Raw genomic sequence first — 15,098 nt, 5'->3', positions numbered from 1 at the left:
CGATCGCTAGACGGCGGTGGAGATAGCGGATCATTATTCGTCTAACAATCGTGAGCACGATCAGCTAGTTTTCGAGAAGATATTTGGTGACCGTATTCTAGAGCATTTTCAGCATGAGCGTTGATATCCTGCGGCGAGGAAGAAGTTGGCGCATTCGTCTGGCAGGAAGCGATCGAGCAGCGTGCCGATACGTTCGACGAGCGCGTCGGCGGTGCGCGCCGGTTCCTGCCTTAGGAGCGCCTTGAGTTTGGCGAACGCCATCTCGATCGGGTTCATGTCGGGGCTGTAAGGCGGCAGGTAGAATATCTGAGCCCGACGTTCGGCGATCGCTTCGCGGATGCCGGTGACCTTGTGCGCGGGCAGGTTGTCGAGAACCACTACATCGCCGCGTTTGAGGGTCGGCGCGAGGACGTGCTGGACGTAGATGCGGAAAGCATCGCCATCCATCGCGCGATCGAGCACCCAAGTCGCGGTCATGCCGGTGAGGCGCAACCCGGCGACGAAGGTCATTGTTTTCCAATGTCCAAACGGCACCTTGTCGCGGCAGCGCTCGCCAACGGGCGACCAGCCATAGAGCCGCGCCATCTTGGTGTTCACCCCGGTTTCGTCGAGGAAGACCAGGCTTTCAGGATCAAGGAACGGTTGCGTCGCTCTCCACAGCTTGCGCCGTGCGGCCACGTCGGGCCGGTCCTGCTCGGCCGCGCGCAGGTCTTTTTTAAACGACAGCCCAAGGCGCCTGGCGGCATTCCAGATCGCTCCAGGGGACTGTCAGGAATTTCGTGTGCGGCGAGGCGGTTGACCATCAGGCCGTCATGGCCCTGATGAAACGTTCGCCGAAGAGCACGGCAAATTGCGCTGTTGCCATGTTCCACTCACGCGGCGGCATTTTCCACTCTTTCTCCGATCGGTTCAAGATCAGATAGAGGAGCTTGGTGGCGGCCTCATCATTGGGGAAATGGCCCCGGGCACGAACAGCGCGGCGGAGCTTGGAATTGAGGGCCTCTATTGAATTTGTCGTATAGACGATCCGCCTGACCTCGTCGGGAAAGGCGAAAAACGGGATAACCTCGGGCCATGCCCGGCGCCAGCTCTGGCCGATGGCGGGATAACGCTGCCCCCAGAAGCTGGCTTCGAACGCTGTCAGGGCTTCTTCGGCGGCTGCAGCATCAACGGCCCGATAGATGGTCTTCAAGGCCGTTCCGAGCGCCTTGCGATCTTTCCACGCCACGAAATCCATCGAGTTGCGCAGCAGATGGACAATACAGGTTTGGACCATCGCTTCGGGAAAGACGGCGGTGATGGCGTCGGGGAAGCCCTTGAGGCCGTCGACGACGGCCAGCATGATATCCTCAACGCCGCGGTTGCGCAGTTCGTTCATGACGCGCAACCAGAATTTGGCGCCTTCATTCTGCTCCAGCCACAACCCCAGGACCACCTTGGTGCCGTCGGCCATGACGCCCAGGGCAATATGAATCGCCTTGTTGCGCACCATCCCCTCGTCGCGGATCTTGACCCGGATCGCATCGAAGAAAACCAGCGGATAGGCTGGGTCCAGCGGCCGTTGCTGCCAGGCTGCGACTTCCTCCAGCACCGCGTCGGTGATCGTGCTGATCAGATCGGGCGAGGCGTCGATCCCATACAGGTCGCGCAGATGACCGGTGATCTCCCGCGTACTCATACCCCGAGCATACATTGAGATGATCTTGTCATCAAAGCCGGGGAAACGGCGCTGATATTTGGCGATCAGCTGCGGATCAAAACTGCCCGCTCGATCGCGCGGCACCTCGATCTCGATCCGTCCCCCGTCGGTCGTCACCGTCTTGCGGCCATAGCCGTTCCGGCTGTTGTTCCCTTGCTCCTCCTGGCCAAGATGGTGATCCATCTCAGCGTTGAGTGCCCGTTCGGCGAATGCCTTCTTCAGGGTATCGAGCAGGCCGCCCTGGCCGAGCGCCGCCGCCGCGTCAGTGCCGGCCAGCAACTGGTCGAGAATGTCGTTCGGTATCGAGGGTTCTTTCCGTCGTGACATATTGGGTCTCCTTGTTGCCCTTTATGCCTCGCCGCACACGAAATTCCTGACAGTCCCTGGCGAGATCTTCTACAGCCTCGCGGAGGCCAAGGTGCTGATCGAAACCTGGCGGCGGCATTACAACACCGTGCGCCCGCACAGCAGCTTGGGTTACCGACCGCCGGCGCCAGAAACGGCGACACCGCCATATCCGGCCTCCGGTTCCGCTTCGCTCCACCTCCATCCGGATATGGCGGCGGCGCGAATAATCCACTAACAAAGAAACCGGTCCACTCGGTGGGGGCAGATCAGGAGCAACAGCTGATATGCTTACAAGACCTTATGATTCTGACCGTCATCCTGAGGGTACAAGCCTGGACTTCATATTCCCGCAGGAATTCGAAACGTCTCTCGAAGCGGCGAGGGCTACAGTTGGTGCGCGCTTTGAAGTCCGGCGGTTTTTCTGGCGAGAACGAAACGAGATCGTCTTCACGCCGCCCTGCAGCTATTTCGAATTGACCCGCTTCCCGTCTATGGGCAGATATCTCGCATCTGCTCGCGACTTTTGCGAGCAGGGCGAGGTACGCTTTTATCCGGCCGCGTGTCCGTTCCAAATGCATTGGCAGGAACGCGAGCAAAGATCGCTATTTTGCAGAATAGATATTCCCGCGATCACTGGATTGCCCATGGAACTTTCCAATCAACAATTGCGCGACACCATAGACATGCGCAATCCCCATGTCAGAGCACTGCTTCTAAGGGCCCAGCAGGAACTGGTGGCGCCGGGGCTGTGTTCGCAACTCATTCTGGATTCGATCAGCGTCGGCCTCGCAGCCGAAATGGTGCAGCAATTCGGTCCAGAAAGCCAACCAGAGTTCACCAGTCGCCGGACGTTCGACCAGCGCTATCTGGCTGGCCTTGTTGCACATATCCGGGAGCAGCCCGGCAGGGTCGAGATCGGGCAGTTGGCGGCGGAACGCGGCATCAGCGTCCGTCATTATGAACGCCTGTTCCGCACCGCGACGGGCGAAAGTCCCGCAGCCTTTTGTCGTCGTCATATGCTCGCTCTGGCGAAGGACCTACTGATGGACCGATCGCTTCTGGTCAAGGAGATCGCCTATCGCTGTGGTTTCGCCAATACGGCAAGCTTCAGTGTGGCGTTCCGCCAGATAGAAGGGTGTTCGCCGCGGCAATTCCGTGACCGGCTTTTGATCCACTGAGCGCCCACTGATGTAGCCGCAATTTTCGACATCTGTTTCCGATAGGCGACATCGATGGCACCTGGGCTTTTCATCGGTGTCCGGACCAGTCATCCTGCCCAAAATGGTCGTCAGACCAGTTTGAGAGAGGATGGCAATGACATTTGAATTTCCGGACGCGGACGCGCTGTTGGCGCAGTATCCGCTGCCCGATTATTTACGCGACAATGTGCGGCCGGGGCTGGAGCAACTGCTTGCCTCAATGGCGGAAGACCGGGCACTTAACGCCAATGGCCATGTGCGTGCACTGCATATCATTGCCGATGACTTGTCCCGGCTGAAGGCGATCGCCGACGACCGAGCGCGCTATCCTGACATTGCCGATGTCGAAATCAGGCAGCCGCTTTTCATCCTCGGCCTCCCCCGGTGCGGCACCAGTTTCCTGCACGCCCTGATGGAAGGCGACCCGCAGATCCGCACGCCGCTGATGTGGGAAGTGGCCGAACCATCGCCTCCTCCCGAAGCGGCAACCGCCGACACGGACCCGCGCATCTCCCGGTTCGACGAACATTTGCGCGCGCAATTGGGCGGTGATGCCGACGAATTGCTCAAAGCCCATCCGCTGGGCGCCAAAATCCCGCAGGAATGCGGATCGTTCATGACGACCTCCTTTCAGAGCAGCAATCCGTGCATGTTCCAGCATCTCCCGCGCTTCTACGACTGGTTCAAGGGCATCGACGCGACCTTTCGCTACGAGGTCCACAAGATGTGGCTTCAGCATCTGGGTTGGCGGCATCCCGGCAGGCATTGGGTGCTCAAGATTCAGGAGCATATGTATAAGCTCCCCGCGCTGCGTAGCGTCTATCCCGATGCGATCTTCATTCAGCCCCATCGCGACCCGACCACCGTCATCGCCTCGATCTCCCAACTGATCAGCGTCATTCGTGGACCGTCCTACGACCAACTCGATCTGCATGCGCTGGGCGCCGAGTTCCTGCAACTCTGGTGGGATGGGGTGAAGTTCTGCATGGATTATCGCAGGGCGCATCCGGACCTGCCGATTTACGACATGCGATACAAGGACATCGTCGCCGACCCGGTCTCGACCATCCGGGCCGCCTATGACCATTTCGGCTGGGATTTCACGCCGGAGTCGGAAAAGGGCATGCTGGGCTGGCTGCGGGAGAATCCGGCGGGCAAGCATGGGCCGCGCAGCTATAGTCTGGCCGATTACGGTCTGACCGCCGAACAGGTGAGCGACAGGTTCGCCGAATATATCGAGACCTACCATGCCTATCTCTGAAACGTCCCAGTGGCGCGCCTGGCTGGAGCGGATGGTGGGGGCGGAAGGCATGCTGGACAGGCTGGCCGATCCCGATGATCCACAGGCCCGGGCCGAGGCGCACCGCCTGTTGTTCGCTATCCTCGCCACCGGCTATCAGACGGCCTTCGCCGACCCCGATCATCCCGATTTCGTACCCTCGGTCAGCAGCATCCTCAACACGGTCGGGGTCAATCCCGATTTCATCTATGGCGCGGCGCGGATCGACGGCAGCGGCGTCTACAGGCTGTCGGGCACGCGGGGGGACGGGGTTTTCGTGTTCCTTGATCTGGTCGCGGGCGGTCTGGGACCGATGGAAGATCTCGGGCCTTCGGTGGGCATGATCGATCTGGATGCCTGCACATTGGGACCGGACGGGGCGTTCGACATCGTGTTGGGCGGGGAGCGGCCGGATCATGCGGGCGACTGGTTTCCGCTAGACCCGCGCGCGGTCACGATCGGCTTGCGCCATGCCTATTATGACTGGGGCGTGGGGCGCGATCTACGCATCGCGATCGAACGGGTCGACCGGCGCGTGGGCGGCGGTCCGGTGCCCGCAGCCGAGATCGTCCATCGGCTCGATCGCCTGTCAGCGTTCGTCGAACGCTATGCCGCATTCGCCCTGGGTTATGGCCAGCGGCAGCGGGCGCAGGGCTTCGTCAACAGGCTGGAATATGATGACTGGGCCGGTCGCGGCGGCGTGGCCGGGCAGCATTATTATCAGGGCATCTTCCGGTTGGAGCCGGGGGAGGCGATGATCATCGACACGGCGGTGCCCGATCAGGTGCGTTACTGGAACGTCCAGCTCAACGATCCGCTGTGGAACACGATCGACTGGATGAACCATCAGAGCAGCCTCAACGCGGCGCAGGCGCGTCTGGACGGCGACGGCCGCTTCCGGGCCGTCATCGCACTGGACGATCCGGGCGTGCCCAACTGGCTTGATCCGGCCGGACGCAATGAAGGATCGCTGATGCTGCGCTGGACCGGCGCGAGTTCCGGGCCGGAGCCGACGCTCAGGATCGTGCCGGCTGCGGAACTCCGTTCGCATCTTCCTGCCGACACGCCGCTTGTCACGCCGGAGCAGCGGGATGAGATGATCCGTAACCGTCGGCGCGGCGCGCAATGGCGACGGCGCTGGTGAGGGGATCAACCCCATCCGGGGAAAGGTTGGCCACGCCGTAATCACCCTTATGGCAGACATCAGCGTGGCATTCTAACCCCGCCGACGGCCCGTTTTGGAAGAGGATATGCGGATGGACTTTGCAGGCAAGGTCGTACTGGTCACCGGCGCCGGGTCGGGCCTGGGCTGCGCGGCGAGCCTCGCCTTCGCGCGGGAAGGCGCGGCACTGTGCCTTGTCGGGCGCAGCCGAGCCAAGCTGGAAGAGACCGGGCGGTTGATCCGCGACGCGGGTGGCCGGTGTGTCGAGCTGGCTTGCGATCTTGGCGAGCCGCATGGCTGTAGGGAGGCTATCGAAGGGGCGATGACGGCATTCGGCCGGCTGGATGTGCTGTGCAATATCGCCGCCGATGTCATGTTTCACCGATTGGCGGACATCAAGGAGGAGGAATGGAACCGGACCATTGCCTCCAACCTGTCCGGCCCCTTCTTTCTCATGCAGGCGGCCATGCCGCACCTGATCGAGAGCGGCGGGAATATCATCTGCGTGGCCTCCACCGCCGGTTTCATGGGGCAGGCCTATCTGGCGCCGTATACCGCCTCCAAATTCGGACTGGTCGGTTTGACGTTGTCGCTCGCGATGGAGATGATGGACAGTCCCGTGCGGATCAACATCCTCTCGCCTGGCCCGATGCGGACGGAAATGACACAGGGCATGTCCTTCCCCGATTTCGCCGATCCCCGGCTCCTCGCGCGCTACACCGGCATGCGGCCGCCCTGTCCGCCCGAGGATGTGGCCGAGCCGCTTCTGTTCCTGGCTTCCGATCGGGCGCGTCATGTGCATGGCGCCTGCTGGGCGGTCGACGGCGGCATTACCGCAGGTTAGGCAGCGGCTCTATCCGCCGATAGGATAGAAGACCGACTTTTGATTTTGATATTCGTGCAGCCAGTCGGGACCATATTCCCGGCCCACGCCCGAGCGTTTGTAGCCGCCGATGGGCGCATAGGTCATACGCCCAGTGCCACCATTGAGCATGACGCTGCCCGCACGGATATGCATCGCCATCTCATAGCCTTTGGCAGCGTCTGCGGTTTCGATGCCACCATTCAGGCCATAACGGCTGTCGTTGGCGATGCGGATCGCCTCTTCGTCGGTATCGAAGCCGATGACGCAGCCGACCGGACCGAACACCTCTTCCTGGGCGATCGTCATCTTGTTGTCGACATCGTCGAAGATCGTGATGTCGGTGAAGAAGCCCTTGTCGAGACCGGCCGGACGCCCGCCGCCATGCACGATCCGCGCGCCCTCGTCGCGGCCGATAGTGATCAGTCTTTCGACCTTTTCCCGCTGGGATTCGCGGATCAGCGGCCCCATCGCCACGGTGGGATCGGCAGGATCGCCGATTTTGAACTGGCTGGCGATGGCACAGGCGGTTTCGACGAACGCTTTCCTGATGCTGTTATGGACGACGAGGCGCGTGAGCAGGGCGCAGCCCTGGCCCGCATTGACCGAGAGCACTGCAACCGCCATGCCCGCGGCGCGGGCGATGTCGGCATCCTGGCGGACGATCAGTGCGGACTTTCCACCGAGTTCCAGATGCACGCGCTTCAATGTGGGGGCGGCTTGCGCCATGATAGCGGCGCCTACGCCTTCGGATCCGGTGAAGGTGACGAGATCGACGCGCGGATCGCAGGTCAGGGTCGTGCCAACCTCCGGTCCGCCGGTAACGATGTTCAGCACGCCTTTGGGCAGGCCGATCTCTTCGGCGATCTCCCCGAACAGCAGCGCGGAAAAGGGTGTGAAGGGCGACGGCTTCAGCACCATCGTATTGCCGGCCAGCAGCGCGGGAACGATCTTCGCCAGATTTATGAGAAAGGGGAAATTATAACCGGTGATGGCCGCGACCACGCCCACCGGTTCGCGCACCACGGTCGTCCCGCCTATTTTCTTCGGCCCGTCGGGATTGAAGGGATCGGGGGTGATGTCGATGGGCAGGCGAACGCTGTCGTCGCGCGTCGAATGTTCGACCGCGGCCAGCAGATGGTCGAGCGGATTAGCGACCTGCATGCCTTGGGTGATGCCCTGTGAACAGCCGACTTCCGCGATGATCAGCGCCGCGATCTGCTGCCTGCGCGCATCCAGTGCGGCATGCATCCGGCGCAGACTGGTCGCGCGTTCGGACATGGCCATGCGTGGCCAGATGCCCGTGTCGAACGCATCGCGCGCGGCTGCGATCGCAGCGTCCACGGCGGCGGCGTTACCCACCGGCGCGTGGCCGATCACCGCTTCGGTGGCGGGATTGATGATGGCGTCGCGTTCGCTCCCGCCATCGACCCAGGCGCCATCGATATAAAGCTTGTCGAACGTCGTGAACGGCACGGTCATGGCATGGTTTCCTGTCTGGGCCGCAGGATCATGTCCGCGGCGTTGAGCGCGATGGCCATGGCCGGCGCATTGGTGTTGCCCGATACGATCGTCGGCATGATGGAGGTATCGACGACGCGCAGGCCGGTGACGCCGCGCACGCGAAGCTGGGGGTCGACGACGGAGGTTTCATCCGCGCCCATGCGGCATGTCCCGCAAATGTGAAAGGATGTGCCGCCAAGGGCCATCGCGTTGGCAAGAATGTCCTCGTCCGCCTCTATGTCGACGGTCTTGCCTGTTTCCTCGACGATCCAGTCCTTGAGCGCGGGCTGTTGCGCCAGGCGACGGAGCCAGCGAAACAGGGCAACGAAATGGCTCCTGTCGGCATCGGTCGCCAGATGATTGGCGTCGATGACCGGCGGGACGTCCGGATCGGCCGAACTTATCCTGACATGGCCCTGGCTGTCGGGCCGCATATAATAAGCAATGATGGTCATGCCGGGATAGGGGTCGAGCGCCACCGCGCCCCTGTCGTCCGTGTGGAAGGAGTAGAGGCCCATGCCGACCTGCGCGTCGGGCCGGTCGAGCGTGGCATCGGTCTTGACGAAGCCGCCCACTTCATGCGCTGCATGGGTCAGCGGCCCAGTAGACCCGAAGGCATAGCGCAAAGCTGACAGGATAAGGCCGACACCGGACAGTTTCTGGTTCAGGCTGTTCCCCCGGACCCTGTAGTTGAAACCCAAATAGCGATGTTCGCGAAGGTTGGCGCCGACACCCGGCGCATCAACGACGATCGGGATGCCAAGCGATTCGAGCAAGGCGCGGGGACCGATGCCCGACAATTGCAGCAGCTTGGGGCTCTGCACCGCGCCTGCGGAAAGAATGATCTCCCGCCGGGCGGCGACCTCCTGCACGCCATCCTTGTTGCGCAGCAGGATACCGCCCGCTCGCTGTCCGTCGAACAGGATACGCAGGGCGTCAGTCTGCGGCAAAACATCCAGATTCGGGCGGCCGCGCACGGGCTTCAGAAAGGCGCGGGAGGCGGAGAAGCGCTTGCCGCGATAGGTGGATGTCGGCTGATAGCCCATGCCGCCCTGGGTCACGGCCGGCATGTCGTTCATGTCGTCCACCCGTTGCGTGCCGGCCTGCTCGGCGGCTGTCAGGAAGGCTTCGCACAGCGGGTCGCCGGAAGGGTGGACGCTGACCTTGAGGGGGCCGCCGGCACCGCGCCACGCCTTGGCGCCCAGCGCATGGTCCTCCAGAGAGACGAAATATCGGCCTATATTCTGCCAGCCCCAGCCTGTGCAGCCTGCCGCTTCCCAGCCATCATAATCGGCCGGAGCGCCCCGCACATAGACCATGCCGTTGACCGAACTGGACCCGCCAACCGCGCGGCCCTTCAGCCATATTTCCTGGGGTGCGTTGCCGCCGGGCGATACGGCGTAATCCCACACATGGGGATTGCCCGGCGCCAGCAGTTTGCCGATACCGCGCGGCATGGCGATCAACGGACTGCTGTCGTCCAGTCCCGCCTCCACCAGCAGTACCTTGACGGTCGGGTCTGCCGACAGTCGATTGGCCAGCACGCAGCCGGAAGACCCCGCCCCGACGATGATATAGTCATAACAATCAGCTGACATGGTCGCTCTTTTCCGGGGCATGGCGCGAGAGAACAACAATGGCTGCCTTGCTTGACCTGTCGGCGGGCAGGAGGCGCTATTTAAGAGGAAGGTCAGCCGAATGCGAGAGGCAGGCCGGGGGCGTCCCAGTCGATACATATGACCTTGCCGGAACTGCCCAGCGTGACGAAGGCCACCCGCCCGTCCTTGCCGCCAAAGCAGATATTGGTCGTGAGGAAATCGCCCGTTTCGATTTGCTGAGGCGTTCCGCCCTCGGGAGGAAAGATCAATATGGCGCCTTGGCCGGGCGAGGCGCAGCAGATGTGTCCGGCGCTGTCGACGGCCAAGCTGTCGAGAAATTGACCAGGTCCGGCCCGACCGACGATGCTGTGCCCGTCCGGGGTCGGCGACGCCGTCGTGTCGATTATACCAGGCGCTGACAATCGATAGCGCAGCAGATGCGCTTCATAGGTGAGGGCGACGTAGAGGGTGCGTCCATCTGGCGATAGGCCGACGCCATTCGCCCCATCCAATGGTCCGGCGACCAGTCGGATGTCCGACCCGTCGGCCTTGGCATAATAAAGGCCACCCCGCATTCGCGCCGCGCCGCGATCCCTGCCGAAATCGGTGAACCAAAATCCGCCCGTTTCGTCAAAGACGAGGTCGTTCGGTCCCCAGAAGGGAGTAGCTTCGGTGGATGCGTATAAGGTTTCGAAAGCGCCGCTGGCGGGATCGACGACCTGGATCGCGCCGGGGGGCGTGTCGAGAGGGGCCTCGATCGGCATAAGGCTGCCGTCGGGCAGGATCAGCTTGTCGAAACCGCCATTGTTGCAGACATAGATTCGCCCGTCAGGCCCGATCGCCGCTCCGTTCGGGCCGCCGCCCAGATCGGCTATGGTGGAGCGCACGCCGTCCGGTCCCAAGCGCGACAGTCGTCCGCCCAGTACCTCGACCAATATCAGGCCTCCATCGGGCTGCGCGATCGGCCCTTCGGGCATCAACAGTCCGCTTGCAAAAACGGTCATCTCTTCCTCTCCTATGGGCCGTCAGCCTTTCCCGACCGTACGTCATCCGGTGGATATCGGCATGAACCGCCATCGGACCCTCCTTTCGACAGGTAATTGAAGGCGCGGATTGGCGTCTTATCCGCTGCACACCCGATCCATCGGGGGAATGCGGAGGGGATGGCGACATAGTGCGCAGGCAGACCGGCATATTCAGGCGCCGCGAAAACGCGATCGACGGAAATTGGCATGCGGCGCGGGGCGACGGCCATCCATCCTCGATCCTATGAACAGGAAAGGCCGGCAGCAGACCGGCTCTCAAAGGCAAAGGTCATATCTGGCCATCAGGGAGAAGAAGAATGAAGATATCCGGTTTCATCCTGCCCTTGGGGCTGTTGCTGACGACGTCCCAGGTGGCTTTGGCGCAATCATCCTCCGCCGCGCCGCAAGAGGTGGACAGCAGCGACATCGTGGTGACGGCGCGCCGGACTGCCGAGAATATTCAGGAGACGCCGGTTTCTGTCGTGGCGTTCGGCGCGGATTCGCTGCGGCAGGCCAATATCCGCGATACGCAGGATCTGCTGATCAAGACGCCGGGCGTATTCCTGGCGGGTTCGGGCGGGCGCGAGAACAGCAATTTCTCCATTCGTGGCCAGTCCAAGGCGCTGGCCGGCAACAGCGCCCCGGGCGTCATCAGCTATTTCGCCGAAGTGCCGTCTCCTACGGTCGGGTCCAGCATTCCGACCTATGATCTCTCGTCCGTTCAGGTGCTCAAGGGGCCGCAGGGGACGCTGTTCGGCCGTAACACCACTGGCGGCGCGATCCTCTATTATCCGACGGCGCCGGACTATAAGCTGGGGGGATATGCCAAGGCGTCCTACGGCAATTACGACGCCCGGCTGCTGGAAGCCGCCGTCAATATACCGCTGACGTCCGACACGCTGGCCATCCGCATCGCCGGCCAGATCCAGAAGCGCGATGGCTGGACCAAGAATATCGGCATCGGCGGCGACCCCGACGACCTCAATTCGCAAGCGATCCGCGGGTCTATCCTGTTCGAGCCGAGCGCCGCGTTCCGCAACACGCTCATCGTCGATTATTACCATAATGATGCGGTCGGCGGCGCGTCGGTGTTGACGAATGTGCTGCCCGGTCCCAACGGGCTGACGGCGACGGGCACGGCGGCGGCGGCTCTGGCGCAACTGGCCTTGCAGCGCGCGCGCGGGCCGCGCGTAATCAATTCGGACGTCGACGCGTTCGAAAAGGTCGAGCGTTTCGGTATCACCAACCGGACCGAGTTCGATCTGTCGGACGACTTCACCTTCGTCAATATCTTCGGCTATCGGCGCACCAAGGTCGACTATTATTCCAGCGTGGATGGGCTGCCTACCTTGATCGCCGATGGCAGCGGCGCGATTCCTGCCGGGCTTCCGGTGACAATCGTGGGCGGGCGCCAGACATCCGACGTCCGGCAGATCAGCGACGAAGTGCAGTTGAAGGGGTCGGCGCTCGGCAATCGCCTAGACTGGCTGGTCGGCGCCTTCTATCTGGACAGCAAGCCGCTCGAGCCGTCTGGCACCTACATACCGGTCTTCATCCTGCCCGGCATCACGGATGCACGGTTCAACTACAGCTTCTACAGCGAAAAGAGCCGGGCGCTGTTCGGCAATGTCAATTATGAGATTGCGGACGGGCTGCACGTCAATCTGGGCGTGCGCCATACCTGGGACAAGATCGAGGCCTGTGTCGGCGGCGGCCTGAACAACCAGCCCGTCGTTTCGCCGGAAGAATGCGCGGACGGCGCGGCAACCATCCGCAATTCGAGCGTCAACAAGACCTCGTCCAAGGCGCTGACCTGGCAGGCAGGCATCGACTGGAAGGCGTCGGATGCGATCTTCCTCTATGCGGTGACGCGCCGGGGCTATCGTGCGGGCGGGATTAACAGCCCGACGCTGGCTGGGCGGCTCACGCCCTTCCAGTCATTCGCGCCGGAAAAGGTGACGGATGTGGAGGTCGGTATCCGCTCCGACTTCACCATGGGCGACGTCAAATTGCAGCTCAATGCGTCGCCCTTTGTCGGCTGGTACAATAATGTGCAGGTGCCCATTTCGGGCCTCAATACGCAGGCGAGTTGCAGCACAATCGCACCGGGCGGAACCAATCCGCCGAAATCTCCGGACGGCGATTGCGACGCCAGCAATGATCCGAGCGGCGGGACGCTGCTGGTCAATGCGGGCAAGACCCGGGTCGCGGGTATCGACCTTTCGACCCGCATCCAGCCGACGTCGACATTGTCCTTCGACGCCGGTGCGACCTTCCTCGACCTCAAGTCGCGCTCGCTGACGGTGCCTGCCGATCTCCAATCCTATCTTGCAGCGCTCAAAGTGCCGTTCAATCTGGTCGCGAAGACGACGGTCACGGCCGGCGCGCGCTGGATGCTTCCGGTACCGCCCTCGCTGGCGGAAACCGTGTTTAGCCTGGACTATTATCATTCCAGCAAGGTGCGCTCTTCCGACCAGGTGCTGCCCGCCTATGACCTGGTCAATGGACGGCTGGACCTGAACGGCGTCGGCGGCAGCAAGGCGGATGTCAGCTTCTTCGTACGTAATCTGTTCGACAAGAAATATCTGGCGTCGAGCAATGTCGGATCGGCCGCGCTCGGGATATTCAGTGGATTCTATGGCGCGCCGAGGACCTATGGCGTGGAGGTTCGCTATCGGTTTGGCGATTGAGGGCAGGCACTAAAAAACGGTGCGTCAGCCCGATCTTTCCGCAACGGCCGCCCGGCCCATAAAAGGCGGATGACGCACCGGCCATAATGGACAGAAAAAGACTATGGAGAGGACCGTCGATGGCGCAGACCGAAGCCGATCAGGATCAGGCCGAAAGCCGCGAACAGCTCAGCCGATGGCTCGAGGATGTCCTGGGTTGTTCTGAAGTCGTGCTCGAAAAGCAGCGGCGCTGGCGCCCGGTCTGGCGCGCTAGCGCGCAGCAAAATGGTGTGAAGCGCGACTTTCTGCTCAAGGGCGACCGCACCTGGCCGACCCATCCCTATCCGCTTGCGTATGAAATGCGCATGCAGCGCGCACTGCATGAAAATGGCATTCCCATTCCAGCCATATTGGGCATGTGCGACCAACCCAACACCATCGTGATGGAATGGATAGAAGGCGGCCGGGATCCCGGCCTGGTCCAGGAGGCGATCGAAAGCGCGTCGGTGATGACCGAGGATCGGTGGGCCGCATCGCTACGCTATATGGAGGTATTGGCTGACATCCACAGCCTGCCAAGTCAGGCTTTCATCGAAGGCGGAGCCCATTTGCCGCAGGGTGCGCGCGAGATCGCCCTGCATAATTTCGAACGCTTTCATGCCATGACGGTCGAGCAGGGCATCACAGATCCGCTGCTGGAATTTTGCGCGCGATGGCTGCATCGAAACTATCCCCGACATCGGGAATCCATCTCCTTCGTCACGGGCGATTGCGGCCAGTTCCTTTCGGACGGTACTCAGGTTACCGGCATATTGGATGTGGAAATCGGTCATCTAGGCGATCCCATGCGCGATCTCGCGTGCTTCCGGGGGCGCCACCCGATCGAGAATATGGGCGACGTCGCCGCTCTATTCCGTCACTATGAAACGGCGATCGGCGTACCGCTCGATTTTGACGCGATCGCCTATCACACCGTGTCCTTCCTCGCCGAAGCCATTTACGGTCCCCTGTTCGGGATGCACGAAAAGGGGCGCGGCGGCGATTGGGTCGAGGCAGCGGTACAGGTGTCGATGATCGGACGGCGATGTATGGAGGCGTTGGCCGAGATATTGGGCGTGGCGCTCGACGACATTGCGCTTCCGCCGCCCGCCGCCGTCGACCAGAATGATCTGGCACTTCATAAATTGCAGGCGGAGATCGAACGTCTGCCGGAAAGCGGATCGCTACAGGGCTGGCAACGTAATATCCTTGCCTCGATCCCTCACTATCTGCGGAACCAGCTGCGCTATCGCGATTGGCTGCGGGAAGAGGATGGCAAGGACGTCGAGGCGCTGCTGGGTACGGCCTATGCCGATGCCGCCGCGGGTGAGGCCGCATTGATGCGCTTCATCGAAAAGAGCACGCCTGCCGACCATGCCGCCCTGACGCGCTTCTTTCACCGGCGGATGCTGCGACAATGCCTGGTGATCGCAGGTCCCGATGCGCCTGCCGATCATCTTGTTCTGGTGCCCATGGAGCCCTTGCTACGGGGGTAAGTGCGTGGGCCTCTGGGTCAGGATACCTATCCGACGGTATGTGTCTTCTGCGTATGAAACGATAAAATTCGGAGGGTGGAATAACCGGCGACGGCGAAACAGTAAAGTACTTGATATACTGCCCAATATCGCACTGATCTAGTTTTCAAGATCATATTCGCGGCCTTAGATCGGTGATATAATATAAGTATATAATATTTCTTCTCTTAGTGCCATTAA

General features: G+C 61.8%; 11 protein-coding genes and 1 pseudogene. 7 read left to right on the top strand and 5 right to left on the bottom strand.

Annotation, left to right across the window (positions count from 1 at the left end; translation table 11 throughout):
* Positions 1 to 108 precede the first annotated feature (108 nt).
* Both SAB01S_RS01960 and SAB01S_RS01955 read right to left on the bottom strand, forming a co-directional pair.
* Complete coding sequence (locus SAB01S_RS01960; protein ID WP_157078242.1) at positions 109 to 753, bottom strand: IS630 family transposase; 645 nt, start codon at positions 751 to 753, stop codon at positions 109 to 111.
* 49 nt (positions 754 to 802) lie between these two features.
* Positions 803 to 2,026 (bottom strand): IS256 family transposase, encoded by a 1,224-nt coding sequence (locus SAB01S_RS01955; protein WP_062731446.1) that lies wholly within the window; start codon positions 2,024 to 2,026, stop codon positions 803 to 805.
* Between the two features lie 58 nt (positions 2,027 to 2,084).
* On the opposite strand from SAB01S_RS01955, the pseudogene SAB01S_RS01950 reads away from it, so the two are divergent.
* The 5 genes and pseudogenes from SAB01S_RS01950 to SAB01S_RS01930 all read left to right on the top strand — a co-directional run.
* Positions 2,085 to 2,282: pseudogene (locus tag SAB01S_RS01950) on the top strand (integrase core domain-containing protein); the annotation flags it as partial.
* Positions 2,283 to 2,331: 49 nt separating this feature from the next.
* Entirely contained in the window at positions 2,332 to 3,225 is an 894-nt protein-coding gene (locus SAB01S_RS18775) for an AraC family transcriptional regulator (RefSeq protein ID WP_228227147.1), read from the top strand.
* 136 nt (positions 3,226 to 3,361) lie between these two features.
* Positions 3,362 to 4,507, top strand: coding sequence for a sulfotransferase family protein (locus SAB01S_RS01940; protein WP_228227148.1), 1,146 nt, complete (start codon positions 3,362 to 3,364; stop codon positions 4,505 to 4,507).
* Positions 4,494 to 5,669 (top strand): hypothetical protein, encoded by a 1,176-nt coding sequence (locus SAB01S_RS01935; protein WP_228227149.1) that lies wholly within the window; start codon positions 4,494 to 4,496, stop codon positions 5,667 to 5,669. Before SAB01S_RS01940 ends, SAB01S_RS01935 begins: the two co-directional genes overlap by 14 nt.
* A gap of 112 nt (positions 5,670 to 5,781) precedes the next feature.
* On the top strand, positions 5,782 to 6,531 hold the full coding sequence (locus tag SAB01S_RS01930) for an SDR family NAD(P)-dependent oxidoreductase (RefSeq protein WP_026149569.1): 750 nt from the start codon (positions 5,782 to 5,784) through the stop codon (positions 6,529 to 6,531).
* A 9-nt stretch (positions 6,532 to 6,540) separates the two neighbouring features.
* Here the strand turns inward: SAB01S_RS01930 and SAB01S_RS01925 are convergent, their stop codons facing one another.
* The 3 genes from SAB01S_RS01925 to SAB01S_RS01915 form a co-directional block, all read right to left on the bottom strand.
* Positions 6,541 to 8,031 (bottom strand): aldehyde dehydrogenase family protein, encoded by a 1,491-nt coding sequence (locus SAB01S_RS01925; RefSeq protein ID WP_062731445.1) that lies wholly within the window; start codon positions 8,029 to 8,031, stop codon positions 6,541 to 6,543.
* Positions 8,028 to 9,650 (bottom strand): GMC family oxidoreductase, encoded by a 1,623-nt coding sequence (locus SAB01S_RS01920; protein WP_062731444.1) that lies wholly within the window; start codon positions 9,648 to 9,650, stop codon positions 8,028 to 8,030. The genes SAB01S_RS01925 and SAB01S_RS01920 overlap by 4 nt, the downstream gene beginning before the upstream one ends.
* A gap of 92 nt (positions 9,651 to 9,742) precedes the next feature.
* Complete coding sequence (locus tag SAB01S_RS01915) at positions 9,743 to 10,654, bottom strand: SMP-30/gluconolactonase/LRE family protein (RefSeq protein ID WP_062731443.1); 912 nt, start codon at positions 10,652 to 10,654, stop codon at positions 9,743 to 9,745.
* A 338-nt stretch (positions 10,655 to 10,992) separates the two neighbouring features.
* Here SAB01S_RS01915 and SAB01S_RS01910 point away from each other — a divergent pair, with 338 nt between their 5' ends.
* Together SAB01S_RS01910 and SAB01S_RS01905 are read left to right on the top strand one after the other, a co-directional pair.
* A complete protein-coding gene (locus tag SAB01S_RS01910; protein WP_062731442.1) occupies positions 10,993 to 13,365 on the top strand; it encodes a TonB-dependent receptor in 2,373 nt (790 codons plus the stop codon).
* Between the two features lie 119 nt (positions 13,366 to 13,484).
* Entirely contained in the window at positions 13,485 to 14,879 is a 1,395-nt protein-coding gene (locus SAB01S_RS01905) for a phosphotransferase (RefSeq protein ID WP_062731441.1), read from the top strand.
* Positions 14,880 to 15,098: the final 219 nt, after the last annotated feature.

The organism is Sphingobium abikonense NBRC 16140 (assembly GCF_001598335.1).
GTDB lineage: Bacteria > Pseudomonadota > Alphaproteobacteria > Sphingomonadales > Sphingomonadaceae > Sphingobium > Sphingobium abikonense.
The sequence above is the reverse complement of the archived record's forward strand: the minus strand, read 5'-3'. Positions and strand labels throughout refer to the sequence as shown.

Excerpts from the sequence above, each read along its gene's own strand:
- SAB01S_RS01955 (WP_062731446.1), bottom strand. The coding sequence starts at position 2,026 with ATGTCACGACGGAAAGAACCCTCGATACCGAACGACATTCTCGACCAG.
- SAB01S_RS18775 (WP_228227147.1), top strand. The coding sequence starts at position 2,332 with ATGCTTACAAGACCTTATGATTCTGACCGTCATCCTGAGGGTACAAGC.
- SAB01S_RS01940 (WP_228227148.1), top strand. The coding sequence starts at position 3,362 with ATGACATTTGAATTTCCGGACGCGGACGCGCTGTTGGCGCAGTATCCG.
- SAB01S_RS01935 (WP_228227149.1), top strand. The coding sequence starts at position 4,494 with ATGCCTATCTCTGAAACGTCCCAGTGGCGCGCCTGGCTGGAGCGGATG.
- SAB01S_RS01930 (WP_026149569.1), top strand. The coding sequence starts at position 5,782 with ATGGACTTTGCAGGCAAGGTCGTACTGGTCACCGGCGCCGGGTCGGGC.
- SAB01S_RS01925 (WP_062731445.1), bottom strand. The coding sequence starts at position 8,031 with ATGACCGTGCCGTTCACGACGTTCGACAAGCTTTATATCGATGGCGCC.
- SAB01S_RS01920 (WP_062731444.1), bottom strand. The coding sequence starts at position 9,650 with ATGTCAGCTGATTGTTATGACTATATCATCGTCGGGGCGGGGTCTTCC.
- SAB01S_RS01915 (WP_062731443.1), bottom strand. The coding sequence starts at position 10,654 with ATGACCGTTTTTGCAAGCGGACTGTTGATGCCCGAAGGGCCGATCGCG.
- SAB01S_RS01910 (WP_062731442.1), top strand. The coding sequence starts at position 10,993 with ATGAAGATATCCGGTTTCATCCTGCCCTTGGGGCTGTTGCTGACGACG.
- SAB01S_RS01905 (WP_062731441.1), top strand. The coding sequence starts at position 13,485 with ATGGCGCAGACCGAAGCCGATCAGGATCAGGCCGAAAGCCGCGAACAG.